Consider the following 12,914-nt stretch of genomic DNA (forward strand, 5'->3'; position numbering starts at 1 on the left):
GACTGGCACGGCGGCTTCTTCTGCCCCTGCCACGGCTCCACCTTCGACCTCGCCGGCCGCGTGTTCAAGAACAAGCCCGCGCCGACCAACCTCGAGATCCCGCCGCACCGCTACCTGAGCGACTCGCGGCTGCTGATCGGCGAGAGCGACGCGGCCTGAGAAAGGAACCAGACCATGTGGTACTTCGCCTGGATGCTCGGCGTCGGATTCGCGGTGCTGCTCGCGGTGATGAACGCGATGTGGGGCGAGAACGAGGCCGCGCGCAGCGCCGCCCGCGACCGCGGGGACGATGCATGAACGCCCTGACCCGAGCGGCCACTGCCGCGCCGGCGCGCATGCACGGGCCCAGCCTCGCCGCCGCCTTGCTGGTGATGATGGGCGGCACGCTGTATCCGCCGCTGATGGCCGATGCCACCGGCCACGCCGACCACCGCCTCGCGATGGCGCTGTTCTGGGCGATGAGCGCCGGCTTCGTGCGCGGCGTCGGCTTCGTGCCGCGCTTCCTGCTCTGGCGCCTGCTGTTCTCGGGCTGGGCGGTGCTGGCGGCACTCGGCCTCGCCCTGGTCTTCAAGCTGATGCACTGAGCGCCATGTACTTCCGCATGCTGCACGACGACGCGAGCGGTTCGGTGAGCTACCTGCTCGCCGATCTCGAATCCGCCCAAGCCGTGCTGATCGATCCGCGCGGCACCGATGTGCCGCTGCTGCGCGCCATGCTCGACGAGCACCGCCTCGCGCTGCGCTGGGTGCTGCGCACCCACGAGCACGATGCGCTGCTGCCGCGGCAGGAGGTCGCGGCGATCGAGTCGCTCGGCGCGCCGCGGGTGCTGCACCAGGTGCCCGACGATGCGCTGCTGCCCTTCGGCGACGAATACGTCGAGGTACTGGCCACGCCCGGCCACACGGCGGCCTGCCTGAGCTTCCGCTGGCGCGACCGACTGTTCTGCGGCGGCCTGCTCGCCGTGGACGCCTGCCCCTTCCAGCCGCGGCCGGTCGACCCGCGCGCGCTGTGGGACAGCGTGACGCAGCAGGTCTTCACGCTGCCCGACGAGACGCTGCTGTTCGCCGGCCACGCCCACCAGGGCCGCGCGGCGAGCACCGTGTTCGAGCAGCGCCGCTGGCACCCCTGGTTCGGCACCACCAGCCGCGACGATTTCCTGGCCCGTGTCGCGGCGCTGCCGGCCACGAGGCCCGAACCGACCCTTCCCCACGAGAAAGTCCATGTCCGAGACCCCCTACGCCTTCGCCATTGAACTGAACCAGCCGCTGGAAGCCGCCATAGGCATCCTGCGCGGCGCCCTGGCCGCCGAGCAGATGGGCGTCGTCAGCGAGGTCGACGTGCAGGCCACCCTGAAGGCCAAGCTCGGCCTGGACAGCCATCCGCAGAAGCTGCTCGGCGTGTGCAACCCGCAGGTGGCCCATGCCCTGATGGGCGCCGAGCCCGACATCGCGGCGCTGCTGCCCTGCGGCTGCGGCGTCAGCGAGGCGGTGCCGGGCCGCACCCGCATCGTGCTGCAGGACCCGCGCGCCATCGCCGTCTTCAGCGAGAGCCCGGTCGTGCGCGCCACCTGCGAGCAGGCCCGCCACAAGCTGCAGCTCGTGGTGCAACGTCTGGCGCAGGCCTGAGATGTCGACCCTGCTGGCCTGGCTGCAGAAGCACCTGGTGTGGAGCATTCCGGGGGCGATGGCGCTCGGGCTCGGCGTCGGCGACGTGACGGACGCCGGCGCACTGCGCTGGGCCATCCTGCCGCTGACCTTCCTGATGGTCTACCCGATGATGGTGTCGATGAACCTGCGCGCGCTGGTCGCTCCCGACGGCGCGCGGCTGCAGGGGGCGGCACTGGCGATCAACTTCGTGCTGCTGCCGCTGGTCGGCTGGGGCGCGGGGCTGCTGTTCTTCCCCGAGCAGCCCGCCGCGCGCCTGGCGCTGCTGCTGACGGCGTTGCTGCCCACTTCGGGCATGACCATCTCGTGGACCGGCTTCGCCCGCGGCAACGTGCCGGCGGCGGTGAAGATGACGGTGATCGGCCTGCTCGCCGGCTCGCTGCTCGCGCCGCTGTACCTGAAGGCGCTGCTCGGCGCGGTAGTGGAGATCCCGCTCGTGCAGGTGGCGCTGCAGATCGCGCTGATCGTCTTCCTGCCGCTGGCGCTCGGGCAGCTCACGCAGCGCTGGCTGATCGCGCGCGACGGCCGCGAGCGCTTCGATGCGCATCACAAGCTGCGCTTCCCGCCGTGGTCCACGCTCGGCGTGCTGGGCATCGTGTTCGTGTCGATGGCGCTGAAAGCGCCGGAGATCGTGCGTGCGCCGCTAGCGCTGGTGGGCCTGCTGCTGCCACTGGTGGCGATCTACGCGCTGAACTTCGTGCTGTCCACGCTGATCGGCCGCGCTCTCTTCGCGCGCGGCGATGCCATCGCGCTGGTCTACGGCACGGTGATGCGCAACCTGTCGATCGCGCTGGCCATCGCCATCGGCGTGTTCCGCGAGGCCGGCGCCGACGCCGCCTTGCTGATCGCGCTGGCCTACATCGTCCAGGTGCAGGCGGCGGCGTGGTACGTGCGCTTCACCGATCGCGTCTTCGGCCCCGCGGCGCCCGTCGTCAGGATTCAACCCGGCCGCCGCGCCGAGGGAGTCTCGTCGTGACCGCCGGTGTGCCGCAGCGCCTGCTCGAGGGCCTCCAGCAGCCCTTGCTGGTAGGCCACCCAGGCGCGGTCGCGCAGCAGCGGGCTGTCTCCGGCGAGAAAGGCACGCGCCTTGTCGGCCGCCTCGCGCAGCTCTTGCCGCGGGTCGCCGCGTTCGAGGCTGCGGCGCGCCAGCCGCAGCGCCGCATAGCGGCCTTCGTCGTGCTTGAGGCGTGGCGGCGCTTCGCGGCGGCGGTCGAGCGAGCAGCTCGCTCCTTGCCCCGCCAGCGAAGCCTCCACGGCGTCGATCTCGGCGGCCAGCCAGGCCTGGAGGGAAGTCGCGTCGATGCCCATGGCGCAGCATGGTGCCGGCGCCTTGGCCGACCGGACTTGCGCCTGCGCAATCTGATCGGTGCGGCCCTGGCGGCCGTCGCGATGGGCTTCGCGTCGGCGGCCGGCGCCGGCGCGCTGCGCATCGGCGAGCCGGTGCCGTCCATGGCGCTGGAAGACCAGCACGGCAAGGCCGTCGCGCTGCCGGCGCAGGCACGCTGGCTGCTGTTCGCGCCCGACAAGGCGGCGGCCGATCTCGCCCAGCAGTGGATCAGGTCGCGCGGGCCGGGCGCGCTCGAGGCGCTGGGCGCGGTCTACCTGGCCGACATCTCCGGCATGCCTTCGCTCGTGACGAAACTGATCGCGCTGCCGCGGCTGCGCGAGCTGCCTTTCCCGGTGGTTCTCGCCCGCGACGCCTCGCTCACCGCGGACTGGCCGCGCCGGGCCGGGCAGCTGACCCTGGTGGCCCTGGACGGCGGCCGTGTGCTGCGCATCGAGCACGCGGCCACGGCGCCGCAGATCTCGCAACACCTGCAACTGCCTGCCGGCCCCTGAGCCACGGGCTCGGACCCACTCTTTCCCCTCAACGCACTGTCATAGGAATACGTGCATGAAGAAGTCGCTCGTCATCGCCCTGGCCCTGGCCGCCGCATCCGCTGCGCACGCCGAGGAACTGTTCGTCAACATCCATTCCGGCAGCGCGATGGCGCAAGGCGCTGGCCTCGTGCTGGCCGGCCAGGCGCTGGAGCAGAAGGCCAGCGTGCGCGTGCTGCTGTGCGACGCCGCCGGCGACATCGCGCTGGCCGGCAAGGAGATGCCGACGCTCAAGCCGCGCAACGTCACGCCGCAGCAGATGCTGCAGGGCGTGATCAAGGCCGGTGCCAAGGTCGAGGTCTGCGCGCTGTACCTGCCCAACACCGGCAAGCAGCCGACCGACCTGATCCCCGGCGTGACCCCGGCCAAGCCGGCGGAGGTGGCGGCGCACCTGCTCAAGCCGGGCGTGAACACGCTGGCGTTCTGATGGGGCTCACATGCCCCCGGGGGCATGAGAAATGTCAAGCGGGTCGGAGCCGGCCCGCGGTCGAATCGGTGCTCGAGTTCAACGACAGGAGGCAAGCCATGACCGACACGATCCGGCGTGCGCTGCGGCACGCCGCCGCCTGTGCCGCGGTGTTCGCCTTGGCGGCGGCGCCATCCGCGCGCGCTGCCTGAAGCGCGGCCAGCGGCCGCGGTGCGGGCGTGGCGGTGGCTGCTGATCGCGCTGCTGTGGGGCGCGGCGGCGGGTGCGGCTGCGGCTCAGGATCTCGTCGTCTACGTGCGCGACGGCTGTCCGCACTGCGCCGATGCGAAGGTCTTCCTCGCCGAGCTGGCCGCACAGCGGACGGGGCTTCGCATCGCGTTCCGGCAGGTCGACCGCGACCCGGCGGCGGCCGCCGAGCTGGAGGCGCTGTCGCAGGCGGTCGGCGTGTGGCCGCCGGGGGTGCCGACCTTCGTCGTCGGCGACCAGGTGATCATCGGCTTCCAGGACGCGCGGCACACCGGGCGAGACATCGTCGCGATGCTTGATGGCGCCACGCCACGGCCGGCCGAGGTGCAGAGCCGGCTGTTCGGAACGCTCAGCGCCTCGCGCCTGGGCCTGCCGCTGTTCACGCTGGCGCTCGGCCTGCTCGACGGCTTCAACCCCTGCGCGATGTGGGTGCTGCTGTTCCTGCTGTCGCTGCTGGTGCGGCTGCGCGACCGCCGGCGCATGGCGCTGATCGCCGGCACCTTCGTGCTGGTCAGCGGTGCGGTGTACTACGCCTTCATGGCCGCCTGGCTGAACCTGTTCCGCGCCGTCGGCTTCTCCGAGGCGCTGCGTCTCGGCCTGGCGCTGGTCGCGCTGGCCATTGCCGCACTGAACCTGAAAGGATGTCGTCGCGCCGGGCCGCGGGCCGTCGCTGGCCATTCCCGCCGCGGCGCGGCCGGGCCTGGTGGCGCGCATGCACGCGCTGCCGCAGGCGCGCAACCTGGCCGCGCTGCTGGCCGGCGTGGCGCTGCTGGCGCTGGCGGTCAACCTCGTCGAGCTCCTGTGCACGGCCGGGCTGCCGGCGCTCTACACCGCGGTGCTGTCGCAGCAGAACCTCTCGCCGGCGATGCACCACGCCTACCTCGGCCTGTACATCCTCGGCTACATCGCCGACGACAGCGTGATGGTGGCCACCGCCGTGGCCGCACTCGGCAGCCGCAAGCTCGACGAGCGCGGCGGGCGCCGGCTGAAGCTCGTCAGCGGCCTGGTGATGCTGGCGCTCGGCCTGGCGCTGCTGCTGCGGCCTCAATGGCTGCTCGGCGCCCTCTGAGTGAACCCGCATACCCATAAGGGCACCATTCAAATATCATCGACGACTGATATTTGGCCCCGACGACGGAGATCCACGCATGCCAAAGCCGCCCTTGCCGACTTCAGACCACTTCACCACGCCGCGCCGCCGCTTCCTGCAGGCGTGGGGTGGCGTAGCCGCCTTGGCGGCCGTGGGCATGCCGCGACCGGCCGCCGCGGAGGTCGACCCCGCCACGGTGCCGGAGATCAAGCGCACGCGCGCGGCGCTCTACCTGATGGCCGCCGAGGTGCCGGGCTTCATCGAGTCGCGCGGCGGCGCCGCCAAGGTGCTGTTCCTCGACGTGCGCACACGCGCCGAGGCGATGTATGTGGGCATGGCCGGCAACGTCGATGCGCTGGTGCCGTTCGTCGAGCACCAGGAGCTGATGACCGACTGGGACGACAAGCGCGGCATGTACCGGCTCGAGCCGCTGCAGGACTTCGTGCCCGAGGTGAACCGCCGGCTGCAGGACAAGGGCCTGTCGAAGACCGACATCGTGGTGCTGATCTGCCGCTCGGGCGACCGCAGCAGCCGCGCCGCCAACCGGCTGGCCGATGACGGCTTCACGCAGGTCTGGTCGGTGGTCGACGGTTTCGAGGGCGACATGGGCAAGGACGGGCGGCGCAGCGTCAACGGCTGGAAGAACGCGGGCCTGCCGTGGAGCTACAAGCTCGATCGCTCGCGCATGTACTTTCCGCGCTGAGCCAGCCCGCCGTGCCGGCCGCCTTGCCCCGCCTGCCCTGGCTGCACCGCGCCGCCGGGCAGGTGCTGCGGCCGCTCCTGCACCGCGCATTGCTGCGCGGGCTGAGGCCGGCGCGTGTGCCCCATGAGCCGCCGCCCGAGCGCTTGCCGCTGCGTGCGGGCCGCGTTCGCCGCCTGGCGCTGACGGGCCGCCGCGGCCAGCAGCTCGCGGCGTGGCTGGTGATGCCGGAAGCTGGCGACGCGGCGCGCCCGGTGCCGGCGGTGCTGGCGCTGCACGGCTGGGGCGCCAACGCCTCGACGCTGTGGCCGGTGGTCGGTCCGCTGACCGACGCCGGCATGGCGGTGCTGCTGCTCGACGCGAGCTGCCACGGCGCGAGCGGCGACGAGGCCTTCATGTCGCTGCCGCGCTTCGCCGACGACCTCGCCGTCGGGCTGGACGCACTGCGTGCCGAGCCGGCCGTCGATGCCGCACGCATCGCCCTGCTCGGACACTCGGTGGGCGCGGCCGCCTGCCTGCTGCACGCCGCGCGGGGCGGCCGCGTGGCCGCGGTGGTGAGCCTGTCCGCCTTCGCCCATCCGCAGCAGGTGATGGAGCGCTGGCTCGCCGAGCACCGCATCCCGCGGCACTGGATCGGCGAGGCGATCCTCGAGCACGTGCAGCAGGTGATCGGCGAGCGCTTCGAGTGCATCGCCCCGCTGAACCTCGTCGGCCACATCGAGTGCCCGGTGCTGCTGGTGCATGGCCGCCACGACCGCACCGTGCCGCTGGCCGATGCGCTCGCCCTGCAGCAGGCCGGCGGCAGCACCGAACTGCTGGTGGTCGACGCCGACCACGACCTGCGCGCCGCGCTGGCGCCCCATGCGCCGGCGATCATCGACTTCCTGGCCTCACCGTCCTGAACCTCGCCATGCTGATCGACAACGAACTCGACCTCCTCGAATCCCTGGTGCCGCTCGCCGGCGCGCGCCTTGTCGAGGCCGGCTGCGGCGCGGCACGGCTGGCGCGCGAGCTGCTCCTGCGCCATCCGGATGCACGGCTCACCGGCCTGGAAGTCGACGAGCGCCAGCTCGCGAAGAACCTCGCCGAGTCGGTGCCGCGGCTGGACTACGTGCGCGCCGGCGCGCAGGCGATTCCTTTCGCCAACGCGAGCTTCGACGGCGCACTGATGCTCAAGTCGCTGCACCACGTGCCGCTGGCGGCGATGAACCAGGCGCTCGGCGAACTGGCGCGCGTGTTGCGGCCGGGCGGCTGGCTGTATGTCTCCGAGCCGGTCTATGACGGCGAACTCAACGAGCTGATCCGCTGCTTCAACGACGAGGGCACGGTGCGCGCGGCCGCCCAGCAGGCGCTGGACAGCGCCATCGCCGGCGGCCGCTGGCGGCAGGAAAGGGAGCAGCGCTTCGACATGCCGGTGCGCTTCCGCGACTTCGCCGACTTCGAGCAGCGCATGATGCGGCCGACCTTCGCCGACCACCGCATCGACGACGCCATGCTCCAGCGCGTGGCGGCGCTGTATGCGCCGCACCAGGGCGCCGACGGCGCGCGCTTCACACGCCCGATGCACGTGCGGCTGTTGCGCCGCGCCGGCTGAGGGCTGCGGCATGGAGCTGTTCCGCCGCTCCGTGACCTGGGTGATCGACTACCGCTACGAGGGTCACCCGCGGCGGCGCTTCCAGATCCTCGACGAAGGCGCCGACGCCGAACGCTTCGCCGCCGACTGGCTGCGCGAGACGCACCCCGGGCGCGCCACGCTGGTGGCGGTGCGTCGCGCCAGCGCGGAAGAGGAGGGCGAATACCTGCGCGGCGAGGAGGCACGCAACGTCTACTGCCCCACTGGTCGCGCGAGCGGCGGGCCGCTCAGCGGGGAAGGATGAAGGTCGACTTCTCGTGCAGGCTGCGCGCCGCCGCGCCGGCCGCGTCGAGCTGCGCGATGGCGAACGAGATCGGGTGCGCGCCGGAAGGCTTGGCCGAGGCGGTCTCCGGCGGCACGCGCAACGACACCACCGCCCAGCGCGCCTCGGCGGGCCCGAGCTCCAGCGTCAGCGGCGCCGGCAGCACGATGCCGTCCAGGCCGCTGGCCTGCACGGTGTAGCGCTGGGTGGATTCGGTGGCGTTCATCACCTGCAGCCGGTAGACGTTCTCCACCCAGCCGTCGTCGACCAGGCGCGCCAGCGTGCTGCGGTCACGCACGATGTCGACCCTGAACGGCGAGCGCATCGCAATGCTGACGACCACCCCCGCGGTGATCAGCATCAGCACCGCACCGTACACCAGCACACGCGGCCGCAGCACGCGCCTGAAGCGGTCGGCGCTCGACAGGCCCTGTTCCATGCCGTTGAGCGTGTCGTAGCGCACCAGGCCGGTGGGCTGGCCGATCTTGGTCATCATGCCGTCGCAGGCGTCGACGCAGGCGGCGCAGCCGATGCATTCGTACTGCAGACCCTTGCGGATGTCGATGCCGGTCGGGCACACCTGCACGCACAGCCCGCAGTCGACGCAGGCGCCCTGGGCGGCCGCCGCCGGGTCGCTCTTGCGCAGCCGCACGCCGCGCGGCTCGCCGCGCTTCGTGTCGTAGCTGATGATCAGCGTGTCGCGGTCGAACATCGCGCTCTGGAAGCGCGCATAGGGGCACATGTACTTGCACACCTGCTCGCGCATGAAGCCGGCGTTGCCCCAGGTGGCGAAGCCGTAGAACAGCACCCAGAAGGTCTGCCAGGGGCCGAGGTTCATCGCCAGCGTGGCCGTGGCGAGCTCGCGGATCGGCGTGAAGTAGCCGGCGAAGGTGAACCCGGTCCACAGCGCGACGGTGATCCAGGCCAGCTGCTTGCCGCCCTTGCGCGCGAGCTTGCCCAGGCTCCACGGCGCGGCGTCGAGCTTCATGCGCTGCGGCCGGTCGCCTTCGATGCGGCGCTCGATCCACATGAAGATCTCGCTGTACACCGTCTGCGGGCAGGCATAGCCGCACCACAGCCGCCCGGCCACCGCGGTGAAGAAGAACAGCGAGTAGGCCGCGAGCAGCAGCAGCGCGGTCAGGTAGATGAAGTCCTGCGGATAGAGGACGAGGTCGAAGATGTAGAAGCGCCGCGAGGCCAGCTCGAACAGCACCGCCGGCCGGCCGTTCCAGTTCACCCAGGGCAGGCCGTAGAAGACGATCTGCGTCAGCCACACCGCGGCCCAGCGCCATTGCACGAAGCGGCCCTTGACCGCGCGTGCATAGATCTTGGCGTGCGCGGCGTACAGCGAGACGGTTTCGGCCGGGTCGGCCGCAGCGGCGGATGTGGCGGTGTTCATGACACCGCTCAATCAAGTCGCGTGCCAAGCCGCCGATCGGCAGAAAATCGTTTCGCCACAAGAGCTTGGGTCACGGCGAGGGTGTCGTGCCAATGCCGCAACTGCCTTTCGTGGCATGCCAATGGCGCAAGTGGCAGTCCTGCCCTCCTGGCATCGCCTCACTCGAAGCCGGCCCCCCCGATGGCCATCAGCGGCCCGGCCGAGTTGCTGAGGAAGTCGCCCTCCACCCAGGCGGCCACCGCGCTGCCGGTGGCGTCGAAGCCGATGCGCGGCGCGAACAGCGTCTCCACGCCCTGGCGTCGCCACACCGACTCCGTGCCTTGCCAGCTGCCGAGCCGGGTGAAGCGGCTGGCGGCCACGCCCTCGTTGGAGGGTTGCCACAGCACCAGGCCGTTGCCGCGTGCATCGAGCGCGGCCATCGGATGGCTGCCGACGGCGCCCTGCGTCAGGTCGCGCGGCGCGCTCCATCCGCCGGTGCCCGGAGCGGCGAGCCGGTCGAGCCGGCTCGCCAGCACGCGTGGGTCCGCGCGGGTGACCAAGGCCGGAATCGCCGTCCACGCCACCAGTGCATTGCCTTCGTCGTCGATCGCTGCGCTGGGCTGGAAGTCGTCGGTGTCGGGCCCATCCAGCTGCTGGGCGGCGCTCCAGCCGCTGCCTTCAGTGAACAGCGCGGCCCAGAGGGTGCGCTGGAACCCACCCGAGACCAGCTGGCTCCAGGCCAGCACGCCCAGCCCGTCGCCATTGAGCGCCAGGCTGAAGCCGAGGTCGACTGCCGCCGCGCTCAGCGCCACCGCAGGGCCGACCGCTTCGGGCACGCGGATGTCGTCGCGGAACTGGCGGGCGACGAGCCGCATCAGGCCGCTGCCGTCCTGCTCGGGCCAGGCCAGCAGCGCGCGCGCATGGCGGTCCACGGCGATGGCCGGCACCAGCACGCTGAGGCCGTTCGCTTCGTTGGCCTGGGTGGGCTCCGACCACGAGCCGTCGTCCTGCAATTGCGACAGGTGGATGGCATAGGGCAGCGAGTCGCCCGCGACCCAGGCCACGTACACCGCACCGCCGGCGCCTGCAGCGATGGCGGGCTCGATATTGGTGACGAGCGTGGGCAGGCTGAGCTGCGCCGCGTTCGACCAGTCCGCATCCGCCGCGCCGCGCCGCGCGGTCAGCACGTGGCTCTGCCCGCCCCCGGGCGAAGCCGACCACACCACATGCGCGGTGCCATCCAGCTCCATCGCCACCTCGGCCATCGCGGCGTTGCCATCGGCGGGGGTGCCGAGCGCGAGCGGAGCTTCCCAGCTGCCGTCGGCGAGGCGGCGGCTGGCCCAGACGCGCATCAGGTTGCTGCCGTCCACCGCCAGCCAGGCGGCCACCGCCTGGCCGCCGCCGGCCACGGCCAGGCGCATCGACTCGCCCTCGAGCTGCGGCACCAGCCCGAGCTCGGCCACGCGCGAAGCGTTCCACTGGCCATCGGCGGTGACGAAGCGGCTGCTGAAGGCCGGTGCGGCCGGCTCGCCGAGGCGCCCAGCCACGCCGGCTGCCTCGACCACGTAGGCGGTAGCCGGCCACAGCGCTGCCGCGGGGGCGATGGTGACCGTGGGACCGGTCGCCGTGACGGTGGCGGACACCACCTCGCCGCCCTCTACGGTGAGCGTGACCGGGCCCGCGCCCAGCATCGTCGGGTCGACGTCGGCGGAGAAGCTCAGCGCCGGCTGCACGTTGCGCGGCACGTCGCTGGCCGCGTCCAGCGGCGCCGCGGCCAGCAGCACGAGCGGATCGGTGCTGCAGCTCACCGTGACGTCCGTGACCGCGGCGTTGGCGGTGCCGCTGCCCGCGCCAATGCTGCAGGTCTGCGCCGGGCTGGTGGGCTGGCTCAGCACGCTCACCACGTAGGCCGAGCCCGCCGGCAGCGTGCTGCCGAAGCTGAAGCTGCCATCGGCCGGAACGGCCAGGTCGTTGCCGCCGTTGAGTTGCAACACCAGCCCGCTGCCGACGACACCGCTGGCCGTGCCGCCGATGCTCGCGCCGGCGGTGCCGCTGGGCGAGGGGCTGCCCGCATCACCACCGCCACCGCCGCAGCCGGCGAGGATCGCCAGCGCGACGAGGCTGACATACGTGGCCGCCGTGCGGCTCGAGGTCCGGAGTCCGGGCATGGGTCTCTCCTGCGGAGGTCGGGGCGCGCAGGCTCTCGGCCCAGCGCCACAGGTTGATGGGCAGCAGCAACAGGTGCAGTGCCCAGATCGGCGGCAGCGCGGCCGCCAGGCCGTAGCCGAGGAAGGCCAGGTTGGTGGCCACCGCCAGCGGCCGCATGCAGCGCGCGTCGCGGCAGGCGAAGGTGCCCACCATCAGGGCGGCGGCGGCCCAGCCGAGCAGGTCGGGGTGGGTCATGGCCGGGCCTGCCGCAACGCCACGCTGTTCATGGCAGCACGCGCACAAGCCCCAGGCCGATCGAACTGCCGTTGTAGGCCTGCCCCGCGACCACCAGCTTGCCGTCGGGCTGCAGCACGAGCGCAGCAGGGCTGTCGAAGCTGCCATACAAGTCCACGCCGAGCAGGCCGGCGCTGCCGAAGCCGGCGTCGCTCTGGCCGGCCTCGTTGAAGCGGGCCAGGCCGAAGTCGGTGTGCGTGCCGTCGGCCGACGGCACCGAGCCGGCCACCCACAGCGTGCCGTCCGTTTGCACGGCCAGCGCGATGCCGCCCAGCGGCGCGGCCAGCGTGGCAACGCCGACGGTGCCGAAGCTGGTGTCGATCTGCCCGTTGGCGAGGTAGCGCGCCAGCCACAGGCCGTTGACGTTCGACGCGGTGTATCGGCTGCCGGCGAGGACCAGCCGGCCATCGGGCAGCACCGCGATATCGCCCACCTCGTCGAATTCCGGAGTCACGATGCGCATGGTGCCGTTTCCGCTCGCACCGAAGGCCGTGTCCGGCACACCGGCCGCGGTGAACTTCGCGAAGCCGATGTCTGCGTCGGCGCCGCTGGGCGCCACGCGGCCGGCGAGCACCACGCCACCATCCGACGTGAGCACCGCAGCGCGCGGTACGTCGTAGCCGCCGCCGACGTTGACGCGTGCCCAGCCGCTCACCCCATACGTGGCGTCGATCTGCCCGGCCGTGGTGAGGCGCAGCACGGCGAAGTCGCTGCCGACGCCGGTGCCGTCGCTGATCGTGCCGGCGAGCAGGATCGAGCCGTCGGCCTGAACCAGCACCTGCGTGGCGCCGTCGTTCCACAACGCGTAGTCGAAGCGGGCCAGGCCGGCGCCGCCAGCGAAGCTGGCGTCCAGCGTGCCGTCGGGGAGATAGCGCGCCACCAGCATGTCGTGTCGGCCGCTCAAGCCGATGGCCGCCGAGCCTGCGACGAGGATGCTGCCGTCGGGCTGCAGCGTCACCGCGGCCAGGTTGTAGTCGTCGTTACGCCCGGCGGGCACCGTGACCATGCCGTTGCCGGCCGTGCCGAACGCAGGGTCCGGTGTGCCGTCGGGCAGCAGGCGCAGCAGGCTCGGGCCGCCACCGACCACCAGCAGCTTGCCGTCGGTCTGGCGAGCCATCTTGGTGTCGAGCACCGTTGGTGCGCCGAGCGCCGTGCTGAACACGCGGCCGCCGCTGCCGAAGGCCGGAGCCAGGC

General features: G+C 72.1%; 18 protein-coding genes and 1 pseudogene. 14 read left to right on the forward strand and 5 right to left on the reverse strand.

Annotated features, from left to right (window positions below):
- The 6 genes from AB7U92_RS09855 to AB7U92_RS09880 all read left to right on the forward strand — a co-directional run.
- The coding region (locus AB7U92_RS09855; RefSeq protein WP_428576030.1) for a Rieske 2Fe-2S domain-containing protein at positions 1 to 159 on the forward strand (159 nt) is incomplete at its 5' end.
- Between the two features lie 15 nt (positions 160 to 174).
- Positions 175 to 297: a cytochrome bd-I oxidase subunit CydX gene (cydX, locus tag AB7U92_RS09860; protein WP_428576014.1), complete on the forward strand. Its 123-nt coding sequence runs from the start codon at positions 175 to 177 to the stop codon at positions 295 to 297.
- Positions 294 to 584 carry a cyd operon YbgE family protein gene (locus tag AB7U92_RS09865; RefSeq protein ID WP_428576015.1) on the forward strand — a complete coding sequence of 97 codons (291 nt, stop codon included), beginning with the start codon at positions 294 to 296 and terminating at the stop codon, positions 582 to 584. The genes cydX and AB7U92_RS09865 overlap by 4 nt, the downstream gene beginning before the upstream one ends.
- A 5-nt stretch (positions 585 to 589) precedes the next feature.
- A complete protein-coding gene (locus AB7U92_RS09870; protein ID WP_428576016.1) occupies positions 590 to 1,252 on the forward strand; it encodes a hypothetical protein in 663 nt (220 codons plus the stop codon).
- Positions 1,221 to 1,625, forward strand: coding sequence for a DUF302 domain-containing protein (locus tag AB7U92_RS09875; RefSeq protein WP_428576017.1), 405 nt, complete (start codon positions 1,221 to 1,223; stop codon positions 1,623 to 1,625). Before AB7U92_RS09870 ends, AB7U92_RS09875 begins: the two co-directional genes overlap by 32 nt.
- A gap of 1 nt (position 1,626) precedes the next feature.
- Positions 1,627 to 2,640 carry an arsenic resistance protein gene (locus AB7U92_RS09880; protein ID WP_428576018.1) on the forward strand — a complete coding sequence of 338 codons (1,014 nt, stop codon included), beginning with the start codon at positions 1,627 to 1,629 and terminating at the stop codon, positions 2,638 to 2,640.
- On the opposite strand, the gene AB7U92_RS09885 is transcribed toward AB7U92_RS09880, so the two are convergent.
- Positions 2,604 to 2,972 (reverse strand): hypothetical protein, encoded by a 369-nt coding sequence (locus tag AB7U92_RS09885; protein ID WP_428576019.1) that lies wholly within the window; start codon positions 2,970 to 2,972, stop codon positions 2,604 to 2,606. The genes AB7U92_RS09880 and AB7U92_RS09885 overlap by 37 nt on opposite strands.
- A 36-nt stretch (positions 2,973 to 3,008) precedes the next feature.
- On the opposite strand from AB7U92_RS09885, the gene AB7U92_RS09890 reads away from it, so the two are divergent.
- From AB7U92_RS09890 to AB7U92_RS09925, 8 genes and pseudogenes are all read left to right on the forward strand, one after another.
- A complete protein-coding gene (locus AB7U92_RS09890; protein WP_428576020.1) occupies positions 3,009 to 3,503 on the forward strand; it encodes a hypothetical protein in 495 nt (164 codons plus the stop codon).
- Positions 3,504 to 3,558: 55 nt separating this feature from the next.
- Positions 3,559 to 3,969, forward strand: a complete 411-nt coding sequence (locus AB7U92_RS09895; RefSeq protein ID WP_428576021.1) for a hypothetical protein — start codon at positions 3,559 to 3,561, stop codon at positions 3,967 to 3,969.
- Positions 3,970 to 4,263: 294 nt separating this feature from the next.
- Positions 4,264 to 4,401, forward strand: a pseudogene (locus tag AB7U92_RS09900) (glutaredoxin domain-containing protein); the annotation flags it as partial.
- Positions 4,402 to 4,927: 526 nt separating this feature from the next.
- Positions 4,928 to 5,284, forward strand: coding sequence for a hypothetical protein (locus AB7U92_RS09905; RefSeq protein ID WP_428576031.1), 357 nt, complete (start codon positions 4,928 to 4,930; stop codon positions 5,282 to 5,284).
- Between the two features lie 79 nt (positions 5,285 to 5,363).
- A complete protein-coding gene (locus AB7U92_RS09910; RefSeq protein ID WP_428576022.1) occupies positions 5,364 to 6,008 on the forward strand; it encodes a rhodanese-like domain-containing protein in 645 nt (214 codons plus the stop codon).
- A gap of 23 nt (positions 6,009 to 6,031) precedes the next feature.
- Positions 6,032 to 6,907 (forward strand): alpha/beta hydrolase family protein, encoded by an 876-nt coding sequence (locus AB7U92_RS09915; protein WP_428576023.1) that lies wholly within the window; start codon positions 6,032 to 6,034, stop codon positions 6,905 to 6,907.
- An 8-nt stretch (positions 6,908 to 6,915) separates the two neighbouring features.
- Complete coding sequence (locus tag AB7U92_RS09920; protein ID WP_428576024.1) at positions 6,916 to 7,599, forward strand: class I SAM-dependent methyltransferase; 684 nt, start codon at positions 6,916 to 6,918, stop codon at positions 7,597 to 7,599.
- A 10-nt stretch (positions 7,600 to 7,609) separates the two neighbouring features.
- Positions 7,610 to 7,882, forward strand: coding sequence for a hypothetical protein (locus AB7U92_RS09925; protein ID WP_428576025.1), 273 nt, complete (start codon positions 7,610 to 7,612; stop codon positions 7,880 to 7,882).
- Here the strand turns inward: AB7U92_RS09925 and ccoG are convergent.
- From ccoG to AB7U92_RS09945, 4 genes are all read right to left on the reverse strand, one after another.
- Positions 7,866 to 9,299, reverse strand: a complete 1,434-nt coding sequence (gene ccoG / locus AB7U92_RS09930) for a cytochrome c oxidase accessory protein CcoG (protein ID WP_428576026.1) — start codon at positions 9,297 to 9,299, stop codon at positions 7,866 to 7,868. The genes AB7U92_RS09925 and ccoG overlap by 17 nt on opposite strands.
- Positions 9,300 to 9,457: 158 nt before the next feature.
- On the reverse strand, positions 9,458 to 11,446 hold the full coding sequence (locus AB7U92_RS09935) for an Ig-like domain-containing protein (RefSeq protein WP_428576027.1): 1,989 nt from the start codon (positions 11,444 to 11,446) through the stop codon (positions 9,458 to 9,460).
- Complete coding sequence (locus AB7U92_RS09940) at positions 11,352 to 11,681, reverse strand: hypothetical protein (RefSeq protein WP_428576028.1); 330 nt, start codon at positions 11,679 to 11,681, stop codon at positions 11,352 to 11,354. Before AB7U92_RS09940 ends, AB7U92_RS09935 begins: the two co-directional genes overlap by 95 nt.
- Before the next feature lie 28 nt (positions 11,682 to 11,709).
- The coding region (locus AB7U92_RS09945; protein ID WP_428576029.1) for a hypothetical protein at positions 11,710 to 12,914 on the reverse strand (1,205 nt) is incomplete at its 5' end.

This window comes from Piscinibacter sp., from assembly GCF_050175855.1.
Lineage (GTDB): Bacteria > Pseudomonadota > Gammaproteobacteria > Burkholderiales > Burkholderiaceae_C > Piscinibacter.